Source organism: Halegenticoccus tardaugens, from assembly GCF_004116405.1.
Lineage (GTDB): Archaea > Halobacteriota > Halobacteria > Halobacteriales > Haloferacaceae > Halegenticoccus > Halegenticoccus tardaugens.
In genome coordinates this window covers 130,551-145,148 of the sequence record NZ_SDIC01000008.1, presented here as the reverse complement: position 1 = coordinate 145,148, position 14,598 = coordinate 130,551, and the positions used below count along the sequence as shown (strand labels likewise).

The 14,598-nt window shown below is 57.5% G+C and carries 16 protein-coding genes and 1 pseudogene; 4 read left to right on the top strand and 13 right to left on the bottom strand.

The features are described from left to right. Positions 1-48 precede the first annotated feature (48 nt). Positions 49-621, top strand: a complete 573-nt coding sequence (locus tag C3L37_RS19535) for a diadenylate cyclase (RefSeq protein WP_129116228.1) — start codon at positions 49-51, stop codon at positions 619-621. A gap of 305 nt (positions 622-926) precedes the next feature. On the opposite strand, the gene C3L37_RS19525 is transcribed toward C3L37_RS19535, so the two are convergent. From C3L37_RS19525 to C3L37_RS24540, 8 genes are all read right to left on the bottom strand, one after another. Continuing rightward, positions 927-2,120, bottom strand: a complete 1,194-nt coding sequence (locus C3L37_RS19525) for a site-2 protease family protein (RefSeq protein ID WP_129116227.1) — start codon at positions 2,118-2,120, stop codon at positions 927-929. Then, complete coding sequence (locus tag C3L37_RS19520; protein ID WP_129116361.1) at positions 2,113-2,877, bottom strand: mechanosensitive ion channel family protein; 765 nt, start codon at positions 2,875-2,877, stop codon at positions 2,113-2,115. Before C3L37_RS19520 ends, C3L37_RS19525 begins: the two co-directional genes overlap by 8 nt. Before the next feature lie 815 nt (positions 2,878-3,692). Then, the gene (locus C3L37_RS19510) at positions 3,693-4,202 is read right to left on the bottom strand and encodes an acetylxylan esterase (RefSeq protein WP_129116226.1); all 510 of its coding nucleotides are present in this window, start codon (positions 4,200-4,202) and stop codon (positions 3,693-3,695) included. Between the two features lie 15 nt (positions 4,203-4,217). Beyond that, the gene (locus tag C3L37_RS19505; protein ID WP_129116225.1) at positions 4,218-4,430 is read right to left on the bottom strand and encodes an alpha/beta hydrolase; all 213 of its coding nucleotides are present in this window, start codon (positions 4,428-4,430) and stop codon (positions 4,218-4,220) included. A 75-nt stretch (positions 4,431-4,505) separates the two neighbouring features. Further along, the gene (locus C3L37_RS19500; RefSeq protein ID WP_129116224.1) at positions 4,506-5,903 is read right to left on the bottom strand and encodes an FAD-binding oxidoreductase; all 1,398 of its coding nucleotides are present in this window, start codon (positions 5,901-5,903) and stop codon (positions 4,506-4,508) included. 221 nt (positions 5,904-6,124) lie between these two features. Then, the gene (locus tag C3L37_RS19495) at positions 6,125-7,180 is read right to left on the bottom strand and encodes a CBS domain-containing protein (RefSeq protein WP_228546372.1); all 1,056 of its coding nucleotides are present in this window, start codon (positions 7,178-7,180) and stop codon (positions 6,125-6,127) included. Beyond that, on the bottom strand, positions 7,177-7,530 hold the full coding sequence (locus tag C3L37_RS19490) for a hypothetical protein (RefSeq protein ID WP_129116223.1): 354 nt from the start codon (positions 7,528-7,530) through the stop codon (positions 7,177-7,179). Before C3L37_RS19490 ends, C3L37_RS19495 begins: the two co-directional genes overlap by 4 nt. An 18-nt stretch (positions 7,531-7,548) precedes the next feature. Next, positions 7,549-7,686, bottom strand: a complete 138-nt coding sequence (locus C3L37_RS24540; RefSeq protein ID WP_164974821.1) for a hypothetical protein — start codon at positions 7,684-7,686, stop codon at positions 7,549-7,551. Between the two features lie 325 nt (positions 7,687-8,011). Here C3L37_RS24540 and C3L37_RS19485 point away from each other — a divergent pair, with 325 nt between their 5' ends. Beyond that, a complete protein-coding gene (locus C3L37_RS19485) occupies positions 8,012-8,260 on the top strand; it encodes a hypothetical protein (protein WP_228546371.1) in 249 nt (82 codons plus the stop codon). A gap of 215 nt (positions 8,261-8,475) precedes the next feature. Here the strand turns inward: C3L37_RS19485 and C3L37_RS19480 are convergent, their stop codons facing one another. Continuing rightward, entirely contained in the window at positions 8,476-8,865 is a 390-nt protein-coding gene (locus C3L37_RS19480; RefSeq protein ID WP_129116222.1) for a RidA family protein, read from the bottom strand. Positions 8,866-9,036: 171 nt separating this feature from the next. On the opposite strand from C3L37_RS19480, the gene C3L37_RS19475 reads away from it, so the two are divergent. Then, complete coding sequence (locus C3L37_RS19475) at positions 9,037-9,885, top strand: alpha/beta fold hydrolase (protein ID WP_129116221.1); 849 nt, start codon at positions 9,037-9,039, stop codon at positions 9,883-9,885. A gap of 448 nt (positions 9,886-10,333) precedes the next feature. Here C3L37_RS19475 and C3L37_RS19470 read toward each other — a convergent pair whose 3' ends face one another. After that, positions 10,334-10,546 (bottom strand): hypothetical protein, encoded by a 213-nt coding sequence (locus tag C3L37_RS19470; protein WP_129116220.1) that lies wholly within the window; start codon positions 10,544-10,546, stop codon positions 10,334-10,336. A 457-nt stretch (positions 10,547-11,003) separates the two neighbouring features. Then, positions 11,004-11,636 (bottom strand): helix-turn-helix domain-containing protein, encoded by a 633-nt coding sequence (locus C3L37_RS19460; protein WP_129116219.1) that lies wholly within the window; start codon positions 11,634-11,636, stop codon positions 11,004-11,006. A 137-nt stretch (positions 11,637-11,773) separates the two neighbouring features. Between C3L37_RS19460 and C3L37_RS19455 the strand changes: the two genes are divergently transcribed. Further along, complete coding sequence (locus C3L37_RS19455; RefSeq protein WP_129116218.1) at positions 11,774-12,217, top strand: ester cyclase; 444 nt, start codon at positions 11,774-11,776, stop codon at positions 12,215-12,217. 169 nt (positions 12,218-12,386) lie between these two features. On the opposite strand, the pseudogene C3L37_RS19450 reads toward C3L37_RS19455, so the two are convergent. Beyond that, a pseudogene (locus C3L37_RS19450) lies at positions 12,387-12,776 on the bottom strand (transposase); the annotation flags it as partial. Between the two features lie 865 nt (positions 12,777-13,641). Next, positions 13,642-14,436 carry a formate/nitrite transporter family protein gene (locus tag C3L37_RS19445; protein WP_129116217.1) on the bottom strand — a complete coding sequence of 265 codons (795 nt, stop codon included), beginning with the start codon at positions 14,434-14,436 and terminating at the stop codon, positions 13,642-13,644. Positions 14,437-14,598: the final 162 nt, after the last annotated feature.

Below are 14,598 nucleotides of genomic sequence, written 5' to 3'. Positions count from 1 at the left end.
TATAAAATTCGGGGATACTATCCACCTGACAGCCCAACGTACCTCCGAATGACCAACCTCGTAGAGAGTATGAGAACAACGGCTTCGGAGCACGAATCTTCGGACATTATCGCGGTGCTGGATAGGATCGAGGGGTGTGTAGAGGACATCAGTCGCGGGTTCGAGCGATGGGACGACCCCTACGCCCGGGGACCGGGTCTCTATTTCGTCGTCGAGCGTGATTCAGTAGCCGGGTTCACGGATCCAATGGGAACGAACCGGTGGCCGGTTGAGGACTGTGCGAGTGTATTTGATGAAACCGATGCACTCCTTGAGACAGCACGAGGAGTTGCCTTTTCCTGCGACGGCGCAGTCGTCATCCACAACGACGGTACGATCCAAGAGGAAATGGTCCGGGTCAACCAGTTATTAACGGCCGAACAGGCACGGATCAACGAACTTCCCTATACGGAATGGATGGGTACTCGCCACATGAGCTCTCTGGAAACCGCGACCCGCGAGGAAGTTGTCGCGGCGATCACGCTCAGCGAAGAGGACGGACGAGTGACGGTTTTCACTGACAAGGGATTCGAAGACTATCTAAGGACGATGGATGAGGAAGACGAATCTGTGACTGACTAACCCACGGAGTGTGAATATACCCATGGCCGTGGAGGCGGGTTGGTTACTCACGTTTCTCGCCGGGATGACGCTCGTCTTGGCCGTTGCGCATACGCTTGGAATGGTAGCTGATCGACTGGGGTTCGCACCGGTTGTCGGTGAACTCCTCACCGGTTTGGTCTTGGGTCCGTCGCTTTTTGGTTTCGTCGCTCCGAACGTCACGTCGATCGTGGATTCTTGCATACAGTTACCACATCTCGGGTCGCATGAATCCCGAGAATAGACATGATGTAGTGTGTTCCGAGGGGCTCGAACGCATATCTACACTAACGCCCGGAGGCAGATACGTCACCGGTCCCAGTCATCGGCATAGACTGTTCGCGTTCGCCAACCGTCCCGATACCCCGCCGTAGTTCGAGCGCGCCCGCGTAATCGGCCTGCGAGAGGATCCCGACGATTGCGCCATCCTCCTCGACGAGGGCGTACGACGTCTTCGTGGTGCCGAGTTCGGCGAGTGTGTCGAAGGCGTCCGCCGTCGCCGGCACGGTTAGCGGTTCTTCGGCCATTACGTCGGCAACCGGAGTGGTTTCACGGTTGCGCTCACCGACGTCCTTCAGGTGTTGCAGTGAGACGATACCGACAGTGGCGCCCGCCTCGTCGGTGACGCCGAACTCGGTTCGCCGGTCGACGAGCATCTGGTCGACGAACTCGGCGACTGTCGAAGTGGCCGAGATAGTGCGTGAATCGGGCGTCATGATGTCCGCGACGGTGACTCCGACGAGCAAGTCTTCGAGTGCCGTCGTGCGTGACTCGGAGGTCGCCGCTCCGTAGATGAACAGGGCGACGAACAGGAGGATGACGTTGAACGAGAACACGCCGATCACGGCGAACACCAGGGCGAAGATGACGCCGACACGTGCGGCGACCCGGGTGGCCTGCCCGTACGGCCGTGTCCGAGCGAGCAGCGCCCGAAAGACCCGCCCGCCATCCATCGGGAACGCCGGAACGAGGTTGAAGATGGCCAGTGTCACGTTCGCGACGGCGAGCCAGCCGACGACGAACAGTACAATGGGGAGCGACGCTGGGATGATCTGCAACAGGATGTAACAAACGACTCCGAGCAGGACGCTCGTGATAGGGCCGGCGATGGCGATCCAAAACTCGCGGTTCCACTCGCGCGGCATGGACGTCATGCTCGCGACACCGCCGAAGATCCAGAGGGTGATCGATTCGATTGTCAGTCTGTACCGGAGCGCGACCCACGAGTGACCCAGTTCGTGGATGGTCACGCTCACAAACAGACCGAGCGCCGCTGCCGCTCCGATCAGCCAGGGTGTCGCGCCCTGGCGCAGGACGGCAACGTCGAGTGTGGACCCGGCCAATCCATCGATGATCCCGGCGTAGAGGGCGATCTGCTGCCCACTTCCGATCAACCACGCGAGAATCGGAAGAAAGACGATCAGCGAGATGTTGATCCGGATGGGGATGCCCCAGACGCTGGTGAGTCGATAGCTACGCATTACTCTCCGCCGTCCGAGGGAGTCTGCTCACCGCCGTCGGCCTGGGGCGAGTTGTGCGGCGTCGGCGTCCCGGCGGTACGCGCCCCATCCAGCGATCAATGTTCTCTGCAACGTAGGTGTGGCCGCCCCATCCCACGGCGATGCCGATGCCGATCGCGACGGCCGCGGCGAGTCCCCACGCTAACGCGTTGGCGAAGACGAACAGGATGCCGACATCGACGCCCATCGTGTCGAGCCCGATCACGATCGCCGTGAAGTAGAGGAACATCCGCGTGCCCTTCGCGAACCACGAGGTGTATTCGGTCTGGGTGGCTGCCCGGGTCCGCATGATGGCGTCACCGATGAAGTCCGCAACGACGAACCCGAGGACGACGACTAACAGTCCGGCGATGAACGCCGGGAGATACGAGACCGTCGTCGAGATCCACTCCGACAGCAGCGAAATCGCGAGCACGTTTGCAGCGGCGAGGATCGCCAGCGCATAGACGAACCACTTTGCGAGCGTCCCGAACGCGTTCGAGACGGCGGCCTCAGTTCCTCCCAGTATGCGTCCGATCGGCGTTTCGAACACCACCCGGTCGAGCTCGACCCGGTCCGCTACCTTCCGAACCACCTTGGCGGCGGCAACTCCGAGGACCCAGCCGATCAGAAGGACCAGGAGCGCTCCTACCAGACGGGGGAGAAACGCGACGATCTTCGCAACCGTCTCCTCAAGGAACACCGGGACACCTAGTTGGAGCACGTACGATTGTAGCATGAGTAATATATCGCCCTTCAGAGCCATGAAGGGCCGACATTTTCACAACTCCCAGAGTTTTCATTATGTGAGTTACACTCGAGGCGTAGCACTTCCTACCGCCAATTTCGCTCGTGTTCTGGGGCGAGATCGAGAAACATGACGTCTTCTGCACCACACCGTGGGCAAGTATGCACGAAGTGGAGGCCGTCCTCATCGCGCTTTTCTATTCTCCACTCCGAGCGGGCGCGAGCGACGTTCCCACATGCCGGGCAACGTTTTGGATGGTCCTGAAGATACGTCTGCATAAAGTCGATAAACGACTGCGTCCCATGACGGTGCGTCGGAATTATTCGTTCATACGAGGGGTGTACATATCAGCGTGTTCGCCCACTTGGCCCTCGCTCCACTCGTCCATTCGTACCGTCCAGTAGCGAGGAGTTCATTGATCGATATTAGGTGTAACTTGCAAGGAGAATGCATTCAGGTGACATAATCATTCGTAGAGGCAACACAGGTGCTTCATCCGGCTCGTTCTACGGCTGTGACGATGACTCACTGACCGTTCGAACGTGCTACGGCAACGCAATGTATCACCTTTTATGACATGGATTCTGCTGGCGGATGAGTTCGGGAACGATGTGATCTGAGTGGGGAGTCTTTGTTGAGCACGGTATACTCTGGGCGATAACCCGGTTTCAATCACTTTCTGACAGAAGAGTATTTGTCAGGAACCGAGATTGTTCGAATGACGCCTGGTCGAACGTCTCGCTCGGGTAATACAGCAGTCCGAAATGACCGCCGGGAATCTCCACCCATTCTTTCGGTCCGGCAAGTCACTCGTAGGCGTCTCGTGCCACAGCAGGGGTGGCTCGCGGCATCTCGTCCTCGGGGGATACCACGAACATGGTCGGACAGGACACGTCCGTCGCGCACAGTCCGGGATACCACTGGACGGGTCTCTTTGGACGGACGAGCGTGACCTCGTTCGTCCAGTGAGTGTCCGGACGGTTCCCGTACGCGATGAACCAGCGAAATGCCGTCACGGGTTTGAGCACTGATGGGCGACGGTCCTGGTCGTCCCACACGACGGGCATCGGACCGACGATCTCGTCCTTGGCCGGGTCGATAGCCCCCGAGCGAACCATCTGTTGCATCGATTCACAATGGGACCCATCGGGATCGTCCGGTGGCAACTCCTCTCCGAGTGCCGGGACTTGGACGACCAGCGCCGCAACCCGGTCATCGAGAGCGGCCACGACCAACGCAGCACCACTGCTGAAACTATCTCCCCAAACAGCAATGCGAGTTGGATCGACCCCATCGAGCGTGGTCGCAAACGAGATCGCATCCCAATATCCTCACCCCTGGACCCAGGGGTCGATCTGCTGGCGCGGCTTGCCACCACTCGTACCGAAACCACGGTGATCGAACAGCAACACGGCCAGACCTGCTTCGTCAAAAACGTCCGCATATCTGTCAATTACCATCTCCTTGGTTGCGGAGAATCCGTGGGCCATCACGATCAGTGGCCACGGTGGCGACGAGTCGGGCGAATAGAACCAACCACTCATGTCCGCCCCTTCCGACCTGAATGTCACATCGCGTCGCATGTATCTCTGTCCAAGACGTGGTCTCCGGTGACTCGCTTATTCCGTCGGTTCGACGTTGTGGTTGAGCCGGAACAGGTTCTCCGGGTCCCACTTGTTTTTGACCTCCACTAACCGGTCGTAGTTCTCCCGGTAGGCGGCCTGCTGGTCGCCGACCTCCTCGGGGACGAAGTTGGCGTAGACGCCGCCGGTTGCGTGGGGAGTCATCGCCTCGTGCATGTCGCGGGCCCACGCGATACACTCCTCGTCCTGCTCGGGGGCTTCCCACTGGGTGTGGAGGTTCATCACGAACTCGGCGTCGCGGTGGGGATAGGCCGTCGCCTCGACCGGCCGGTCGTTGACCGCTCCGCCGAGTTGGGCACAGGCGATCTCCGTCAGTTCGGACGGGATCGTCTCTCCGAACTCCACGAACGTCTCGATCATACCGTCGGTCATCTCGACGAAGTTGTGGGACTTCCAGTAGTTCCGGTTGCCGGCCGGAGCCAAGCCGTCGAACGCCCCTTGCCAGCCGGCGTACGGGTGCGGACCGACCGCGTCGGCGATCGGATCGCCGATGTCGCGGAGCGGCTGGAGGATCTCCTCCCCTTCGCTCATCTCGCCGGCGTAGAACGCTGCCAAGATGAGGACTTTTCGGCCGTGCCACTCCTCGGGGATGGACGGCAGCGGTGGCGCGTGCCGGATGACGAACCAGACTACCGCATCGTCGGGCGCATCGGCGGTGAACTCACGGTACTCCGAGAGGACTGCCGCGGTGTCCTCGAAGGAATGGACGATCGGTCCGGATAGCACCGTCGGGCCGACCCCGTGCAGTTCGAACTCGAAGGACGTGACGATCCCGAAGTTGCCGCCGCCGCCCCGGATTCCCCAGAAGAGGTCCTCGTTCTGGGTCTCGCTGGTGTGTACCAGTTCGCCGTCTGCGGTGACGACGTCGGCCGACAGGAGGTTGTCGACGGTCAATCCGTGCTTCCGTGAGAGCCACCCCCAACCGCCGCCGAGCGTCAGTCCAGCGACGCCGGTCGTCGAGTTGTACCCCACGGGCGTGGCAAGGCCAAACGCCTGAGTCTCGTGGTCCAGTTCGTTGAGCACGACGCCCGGTTCGACGCGAGCCGTCTTCGCATCAGGATCGACCCGCACTGATTTCATCGGCGAGAGGTCGATCAGAAGAGCATCGTCCTCGACGGCTCTGCCAGCGATGTTGTGTCCGCCGCCTTTCACCGAGATGGAGAGGTCGTGTTCCTTGGCGAACGCCACTGCGCTGATGACGTCAGCCGCGCCAGCGCATTGAACGATGAATGCCGGGTGTTTGTCGATCATCGCGTTCCAGACCGTCCGTGCCTCATCGTAGCCCTGGTCGTCTGGTTGGACGAGGGAACCACGCAGTGTCCCAGAAAATTCGTCGAGTGCCTCGTCGCCTACCGTGGATGTTTTTAGTGACATTCTCGAATCACGTTCCCTGTTACTACGCCGTGATGGGGAGTAAATGTATGACATATTCACATAGAGATCGTGTGAGGAGGAACTGGGTGACTTACGACGTCGGGGAGGAATCCGAACCGTGACCTCTTCCGCGCTGCTGCGACCCGCTGTTCCGTATCGTCGATTGTACGATTACCAGATACTCGGGGAAGCCATCGATAGTTTGTTGGACACCGGGACAATCACCCATCGAGCCACCAGCCGTAGAGCCGTTCCTGCTCGTCAGTGTCCGAACGCTTCTTCGACTGGCCGTAGGTCTTCCCCTTGAGAAGCTGGCGTTCGACTGCGTTCGCCGCGAGACGAAGAGCGTGGGAGGCACCGTACCCCTCACCATCCGCAGTGAAGTAGCCACGGTCGGTGACCAGCCGGATCCGTGCTAGCACCAGCGGCACGCCCCGGCTCTGTTCCTTGTGCTCCTGCAGTTCGATGCTGGCCTTGATCACGCTCATCTCACCGTACTTCGAGGTCATGTTCTCGATCAGCGCGGCGACGTCGTCGTAATCCATCCCCTCCAGTAGGTCGAGCCCGAACACCTGCACGGCGTTCCGGTCATCGCGCTCCCAGGTGAGCGCCTCGATGACGTCCGTCTTCGTGATGATACCGATCGGCTCATTGGTGTCGTCGGCTGTGACGACGAGCGAGGAGATCTCTTGTTCGAACATCGTCTCGACCACCCCGTCGAGCGGTGCGCTCCGCTCGACTGTCACGACTGCGTCGGACATCAGGTTCCGTACCGGGAGATCGAGCATCCAGTCGACATCGCCCTCGCGCGCGCCGAACCCACCACGGTTCTGCCCCCCGCCACCGCTGCCACCGAAGCCGCTCGACGAACCGCCCTGGCTCTTGCTGCCGCCTCGCGTCGTGAATTCGATGACGTCGTACAGACTCAGCATTCCCACGAGGTCGTCAATGCGCTTCGAGACCGATTTAGATCGCTTGCAACTCGAATCGAGGAGTCGACCGACGGGCTGGTCGGCGATCCAGATGTTCTCAAGTGCTGCGTCAGTGTCGTCGTCGACATCACGGAGTTCGACGTGCTGGCGTGCTTCGAGGTCGTCGAGGCGTGCTTCGTAGGCGTCGAGTTGGGCGTCCTTCTCGGCGAGTTGCTCTCGTAGGCGCTCGTTTTCGGTCTGGAGCTGTTGGACCGCCGTTTCGAGTTCGGCGAGTCGCTCCATGATAGCCTGGTGGTCAGTCTCGACGGATTGGTTCGAGTGGCCAGTGGGCGAGTGAGCGCTCATTCGGGCACCTCCTGGGTAGCGTGGAAGGTGACGTGCGTTCGGCGGGTGGTCTCGATGATCGTCGGGCTGACGAGGACGGGCCAGGTCTGCTGAGTCTGGCCGTCTTGAGTGATGCCGAGGCGTCCTTCACACAGGAGGTGAGTGCCGAGCGTGGGTGGGAGCTCCTCGAAGGAGATAGGGGCGCAACTCAGGCAGTAGCACGCCGCGAGGTGCCATTGGGTGTCTTGTCTGTTCTGATGGAGTCGGACGATGACGGGATCGCATTCGGTGAGTTCGCGATCGCACTCGGTGCAGGTAGTGGTCGTGCCGGTGTCGATGCGCAGGCCCAAGAGCAATTGCTTAAGCGACATTGGAATGGTGAAAGAGGGTTAGTTGCGCTGGAGTTCGAGCGCGGATTCGGTGTAGAGGCGGTGCTTGCCCGAGGGGAATTCAGTGGTTTCAAGATAGATCTCGATCCGGAGGGTGCGGCTGAACGGGAGGACGAATTCAGTGTGGAGGACGCTCATTGGTGGGCCTCCATGACGCAGAAACACTCGAAGCAGGGGAGTGCGCCGAGTGCATCGCAGGTGTCGCACTCCGTGGGGAGTTGCGTTTGGATGTGGGTCGAAGCGCTAGGCTTACGGGAGTTGCGGTCTTGGGTTGACATGGTCTTCTTGGGGACTGCATGAGAAGGCCAGTCCGGGTGTGCCACCACCCGGGCATTCTTACGCCGCTGAGTGACTGTGCTCTTCTCATCAGAGATTACTATTTGTAACCACTTAGTATTTACTGTATACAGTAACCCTACTGGGTGTAGTAACCTATTTGCCGGAGAGACTCCACATGGTAAGTATGATGACGAACAAAGATCCGCCACTGATGACGGACGATCAATATCGTGGTATTCTCACTCCACGAGAACAGGAAATATTGGCCGGAGAAGCCGATGTTGATGATAACTATCGGTACCGCGTGGTAAGTCGAGTAAGAAGAAAAATTGAAATTGTGGGAGAGGACCTAGATCTTTTGGAGAAACACCATCCGGATCTTGCGACCAAACTCCGTTCGATCGTCTGTGAAAATACAAATAAAGTGGATTGAATTTCTGAACAGACTGTAGTCATAAGGTGACAAATATTTCCACACAGGACTTGAACTCTTATGTCCTGTGGGTGGCGATGCCTCAATTCTAGTTGACAAGGACGGGTAAGTTTCTGCCAATCTCCTGAAGTTAGTGTGTCATTTCAACAAAGTCTCTAAAGAAGAGGATTTCAACATAGCCAGATCACTCTAATTGGTAGATACAGGGCAGGGACTTACTCTGGGATAATCGCAACCGCCTCGATCTCAACGAGTAACTCCGGATCGATGAGGCGATTCACCTCCACCATGCTGGTGGCTGGGCGAACGTCACGAAACACTTCACCATGGGTCTCACCAATCGTCTCCCACTCATCTATATCGGTGACGAACATTCGAGTTCTGACCACGTCCTCAAGTGATGCATCAGTCTCTCGAAGGGCGTCTTCGATGTTCTGGAGTGCTTTTTTCGTCTGTTTGTATGCGTCGCCTTCACCGACTATATCACCATCATCGTTAGTCGCTGTTGTCCCAGAAACGTGTACTTGAGAGCCGGTCTGAACGGCCCGCGAGTATCCGACTTTGGACTCCCACTCAGTCCCGGAGGATATTCGTTTTCGCTCCATAGTTCAGACTCACAAACGGCATTAAAATGAGTTTGGTTGATGAATACGCACACTCGATTTACCAACGGTTTCACGGAGAAAACGTATCTAATCAATAGGATTTCAACAGAGCCTCTCTGTCTTGTTTCTCCGCGGCAACTTCATTTTGAGTAGAATTGTATAGATGGTTAGATGCCCACGGTTCAGACTAACGATATTGAGACCTACTACGAACTGCGGGGAGACGGCCCGCCAATCGTCTTCATCCACGGCGCACTTGCCGACCATACGGCAGCAGACCAGCAGCTGGAGGTGTTCAGCGACGCGTATACCGCCATTGCGTATGATATCCGGGGCCATAGAAAAACGACAAATCCACACAACGAATCGTATTCGATTGACCTGTTGGTCGAGGACCTCTACGAGTTCATCACCGCCCGGGGCCTCGATCGTCCCGTTCTCTGTGGCGTCTCGATGGGTGGGATGATTGCTCAAGTCTACGCGAGTCGATATCCCAATCGTCTTAGCGGCCTCGTGCTCGCCGATACCTTCACACCAGTGTTCGTGAACCGGCGGGACCGCATTGAGCGGACCGTGTTAATGAACACCTTGATTTTGCTCCTTCGTCTCGTCGGGTACAACCGAGCCAAGGGCCTCATGATGTGGTTTGGACGGAAACTGGATGGGGATAATACCACGAGCCTCCGTGTTGAGGTGTTTCCAGATATGGATACAGCGGCCGCCGTTAACGCATTGCAGGCAGTTACGTCCTTTCACAAAGTCGACATCGATTTTGCCTCGATTACCGTCCCGACGCTAATTCTCTATGGCGAATACGAATCATCGGTGATCAGCCGTCATGCTCCGACATTAGCTGCCGAGATCCCCAGTGCGACGGTGCAGGAAGTCCCGAATGCCGGCCACGCCTCTCCATGGGATAATTCCGAGTTTTTCAACGGGGCTATCGAGGATTTCCTCGCCCAGATAGCCCGGTCTCCGGGAGAAGAGAGTGGACCGCCAGTTGGCCCGTCTGGGAAGTGACAGCCAGGTCGAAGGGAATCGATCGAGCTGAGGCGACGGTCTTGGGATGCCACCGGGACACGACGACGTCGGATTCGGTGAGCTGGTTGTTGTGAGCGGCTTCCTGGCGGGCCTGTCGCTGGCAGTACCCACAATCACACGGTTCGTGCTGTAGGATTCAGATGAGCTTGCGGTTCCAGTCCAGCCACGAGGTATGAAAATATGCGATCTCTCCGGCGCGGAGGCCGAGCCGACCGCCGAGCAATCAGATGAACCGCGCCTCAAAGCCACGCAGGGTCGGCAGACTCCCCACACCCAGCAGCGGTTCGAACTCGCAATCGTGCCTCCAAGACCGTCGTAAATGGGAAGATCAGTACCTTCGAGAGACCGCACTCGCCTAACTCCGAGCGTCACACCAGAGAACCCCCCTCGGTCAGAGTGAATCCTGAGCCCTCACGAGACACCGAGCCTACGTAATGCGGATTTGCTCGCCAACATAGTAGATGTAGCCACGGTTGTGCAGGATATTCAGCAGTCCCTCCGCAGACTCCTCACTACACTCAGACGCAATCACTGCGAGAGCTTGCTCACGAGGAAGGTCACCACCCGCATTCTCGACCGGCGAGCGAAGCGCCTCAAGCGCCTCTTTCGCCTGCGGTGGCAGTGGTGTGCGAGAGTTCATCTACCGGAAGTTGCAGGACGAGCGGTAATAAGTCTCAGTCAGACGGGGCTCTCAGACCGCGTTTCTGAGGCGTCCAGACGCACTGAATGCAAGACCATCCCATTTTCGTCGAGAGAACGCGGTGTACCCACAATGCGACTCCTGAGCGTATGCCGGCCCTGTGAACGAACTGAATACACGTGACGAGGGTCGACCCCGACAAATCACTCCCTGACGGCAACACCTACGCAGCGATCGCCGACACGGACACAGACGCATTCATCATCGGCGGCACACCAACGTCACAGAACACCACGTCCGGTCGCTTCTCAACGACCTCTCTCAGTGATTAGCGGACGTCTGTATACGCTTCAACATTACAAGTTTCCTCCCCACTGAAATCTGCGTGCTGAATACAGCGCGCAAATAGGTCACGCACCGCCCCTAATTTCGGTGTCTCCTATAGAGGAAACGCTCACTAACCTGCTTCCGCGACGAATGCTTTCACGATTCTGCATTCAGCCCGATGACGGAGTCTACTCGCCGCCGATTTGTGAATGGACAACACCTCCGCCAGCTCGGAGAGGGTACATCCTCTCGGCGTATCGTAGTATCCACGCTCGACTGCCTCGGTAACGAATTTCCACTGGCGCTCTGTCAAGATTTCACCGACGTCGTTCGATTGTGTTACTGACAGCACCTGGTACGGGATGTCAGCCGCTGCTAATTCAGCGACGTACTTCGCCAACCGTTCGCGTGAAGCAACGAGACGGACGGTAAACCAGCCGTCTTGGAGAATCGTCGGATACAGAGAGGTGCTCTTTGACTTGAATAGCGGATCGTACGCTCTCGAAGAATTGGTGAGAAATCGAAGTAAAACCATCTGATCATCGATATGGAGCATCTCGAACGAGTCCACTTCGGCCGTTTGGTCGAACCGTTCGACGACCTCATTACCTTCACGCGTACGTACTTCGAGGATTCCGAGGGCACCTTCATCTCTGAGTTGTGTCGCCAAGATACGAAATTCGGCTTCCGGGAACGCAGCGGAAATTTCAGCCAACCAGCCGTCTACTGCCTTCCCGTTGAGCTTCACTCTCAGTTGCGGCATCTCACGAACCAGTACGAGCGTTACTGATAAAGACAGCACCATGTTCCTACGCAATCTGACGGTGGCAGCCCGCCTCTCATCAAACTGGGTTAGAGTGTGCTACCAACTCGATCCACCTCGACCCAGGACCGCTTCCCATGACCGACACGCCACTAACATCGGAAGAACAGAAGAACGCGCAAATCGCCCGCCAAATCCCCGAAGGGGTCTTCGCTGACGGTGATCTCGACCTACTCGACGAGATCTACGCGAAAGACGCTGTCGATTACAGCCCGTTCGGCGAGCAACGAGGGAGGGAGGAAATCCGCGCATCATACGAAGATTTTCTGAACGCGTTCCCCGACATCACCCAGACCGTCGAGAACACCGTTGTAGAAGGCGACCGCGTCGCGATGTTCATCACGAGCCGCGGGACACATGGGGGTATGCTCTGGGGAATTGAACCGACCGAGAAGCCGATTGAGGTTCAACAGATGGTCTTTGTCCGAATCGAAGACGGACTGATCGCCGAACGGTGGTTTCTTTCGGACAATCTCAGTCTCCTTCAACAACTCGGCGTCATCGATTTCCCTCCAAAGTGACGCCTAATCCGTCGAATTCATACCCTATCCAACGGTCCCTACTGTCGTTCCAGTCGAATAGAACCCGTGTTCGTGCTGAATACATCTCTCTGTATCGGTCAAGGCGCTTCTGACGAGAACCCGGGATGTTGCGACCTGGTTCGCTCTATCGTTCATCTATATCCACTGTTCAGAGGGCCTTATCGATGTTGTGAGTGAGACAGCCGACAACGAGTTCACGGAACTGCTTCCACCAGTGTCGTGAGCGCACGAATGCCCCATATTTCCGTTTGAGACGGGAGTTCACTGTCTCGTTCTGATTCCGTTGGCCGTAGAGGTCAGCGTCCAGCCGAGCGTTCCACGCCTTGTGGAGTGACAAAAATTCTCGGTACTTGATGAGGGGACGAACACCTTGTTTGCGAGTTAACGTGCGAATCTTCTGGTCGTCGTATCCTTTGTCGCCGAGGAGAACCGCTACATCAGTGGTATTCCGTTTGATTAGCGACGGCGCGATTTGCGAGTCGTGTTTTCGTGTCGTCGTCATGTGTAAGTCGACAACCGTGTTCGATTCCGTGTCTACAGAATCAAGGCAGAGTGCCCCGAGGCTTGACCTCGGGGGTGAATGCCGACATGGGTAATGCACGTTCCACCATCTCTCACGGCACAGTTAGGCGAGTTAAAGACCTTACTTCGTCGTAGCTGCATGCAGTTGCGGAGGAATGCGGCACCTCTCAACACCCTGCTACGGCAGGTGAGACGGGTGTTGTCGGGCGGGGTGGAGCCGCCGACCCTCACGGACGTATCGGGCGTTCGGGTGGTAATTCCAGCCGACCCGTTCCGGGAAGGCCGAGGGGAATGACATTCGCCTGCGGGTGCGGTGCATACCCTAAACGGTGACGCCTCGGGGCTTGTCCCCGAGGTACCTCACCCGAACACACAGTTCCAGGTCATCTCTGGTCCGATCGATTATCAGCTTGAAGCGACCGGCTTCATCGCGTAGACCGATTACAACACGCGAATTATCCACTACCAAAGCACCAAAATACGAACGAGCAGGCGCTATTCTTCCCGACGCAGGACGCGCAGATCCAGCAGGGTCAGCTGTACTGTCTTCAACCCAACTTCTCGCTGACGCCTGGCACAAGACAACGACAACGGCCTCATCGACGCGGCGTTTAACCCAGCCCAGGCCGGTCAAACCGGCGGCGGCAATCAGACGACGGCGGGAATCAAATAGGGAACCAGACCACCGGCGGAAGGTAACCCACAGAATGGATCACGTCGAGAAGTAGTCTCTCAGTTCAGTGTCTGGGTTGTGGGTGACTAGCGTAGCGTTTCCTGCTGTGAACTGTGATCGATCTTCGCTCTCTTGCATCTTACCAGCAAGAGGCCTAGCTAGGCAACCACGGGCCAGACAATAGATGGCTCGGCTTTTTCCGGTGAGGTCACTCTCCAGACTCACGTGCACCCATCGCCTGGGTAATATGCGTGAGCGTAACCAAGCCAAGTCCGCCGACGAAATTGCCGATCGTCACAACTGCGATCATCACCGCGAGCGTTCCAAAGCTGATATTCGCCCCGAACAGGATACCGAAGAAGACGTGCAGTGCGGTGACGACGACGTGATTAAACGGTCCGAGGGCGAGGAGGAACCCCACAACGTACGCCAGGGTGGCTCGGGTCCGGACGCTGTTGACAGCCACGAGGAGGAATGATAGCAGACTCACGAGTACACCCCCAGCGATTGCGCTCGCGAACCACGCGCTAGCTCCTTGATGCGCGGTTTCTTCTGCGAACGCGGTCAGTGCCTCTCCCGTTCCTGGAGGAAGTGCGCCACGGACAGAGAAAATAAGCGCGAAAAGACCCCCACCGAGTAAATTGAACACAAGCGTAATGACCCAAAGACGAAAGAGTGATGAAAGCATCCACGATCCAGAGCGGTCGGCTGCCGCCGCGACCGGGTCAAAGAAATTTTCGTTGAATAATTCTGTCCGTCCCACAACGAGGAATACAAGGCCAACCCCAAAGGCAAGTGCCCCCGTGATTTTGGCGATCTCGCCGAAGTGTGGCTGAACAATCGCTTCAACGATACCAAGTGCGACGATGCCAAAGACGATCGTGAACCCGGCAATGAAGCTGGTTGAGATTAGTTCAAGCAGCGACTGATCGAGTCGGCGCTTACCTTCCTCGACGGCTCGATTAAATATCTCACCTGGGCGAGGAGCAGGAGTCTCAGTCACATCGTGTGTACTGGTTTAACACGCAAAAACCCACGGTTGAGAATAACGGTCTTGTCTCGACTGATGAACCGTTCCTCACCGTTACCGCCACGTCTCCCAACTCTCTAGAAATATGAAATAGGTAGTGAATCCATGGTCAGAGAGCAACTAATTCGTACTTCT

Coding starts and splice junctions, on each gene's coding strand:
- C3L37_RS19475 (WP_129116221.1), top strand. CDS start 9,037: ATGCCCACGGTTCAGACTAACGATATTGAGACCTACTACGAACTGCGG.
- C3L37_RS19480 (WP_129116222.1), bottom strand. CDS start 8,865: ATGGAGCGAAAACGAATATCCTCCGGGACTGAGTGGGAGTCCAAAGTC.
- C3L37_RS19460 (WP_129116219.1), bottom strand. CDS start 11,636: ATGCCGCAACTGAGAGTGAAGCTCAACGGGAAGGCAGTAGACGGCTGG.
- C3L37_RS19455 (WP_129116218.1), top strand. CDS start 11,774: ATGACCGACACGCCACTAACATCGGAAGAACAGAAGAACGCGCAAATC.
- C3L37_RS19505 (WP_129116225.1), bottom strand. CDS start 4,430: ATGAGTGGTTGGTTCTATTCGCCCGACTCGTCGCCACCGTGGCCACTG.
- C3L37_RS19470 (WP_129116220.1), bottom strand. CDS start 10,546: ATGAACTCTCGCACACCACTGCCACCGCAGGCGAAAGAGGCGCTTGAG.
- C3L37_RS19535 (WP_129116228.1), top strand. CDS start 49: ATGACCAACCTCGTAGAGAGTATGAGAACAACGGCTTCGGAGCACGAA.
- C3L37_RS19500 (WP_129116224.1), bottom strand. CDS start 5,903: ATGTCACTAAAAACATCCACGGTAGGCGACGAGGCACTCGACGAATTT.
- C3L37_RS19495 (WP_228546372.1), bottom strand. CDS start 7,180: ATGAGCGCTCACTCGCCCACTGGCCACTCGAACCAATCCGTCGAGACT.
- C3L37_RS24540 (WP_164974821.1), bottom strand. CDS start 7,686: ATGAGCGTCCTCCACACTGAATTCGTCCTCCCGTTCAGCCGCACCCTC.
- C3L37_RS19485 (WP_228546371.1), top strand. CDS start 8,012: ATGATGACGAACAAAGATCCGCCACTGATGACGGACGATCAATATCGT.
- C3L37_RS19490 (WP_129116223.1), bottom strand. CDS start 7,530: ATGTCGCTTAAGCAATTGCTCTTGGGCCTGCGCATCGACACCGGCACG.
- C3L37_RS19525 (WP_129116227.1), bottom strand. CDS start 2,120: ATGCGTAGCTATCGACTCACCAGCGTCTGGGGCATCCCCATCCGGATC.
- C3L37_RS19520 (WP_129116361.1), bottom strand. CDS start 2,877: ATGCTACAATCGTACGTGCTCCAACTAGGTGTCCCGGTGTTCCTTGAG.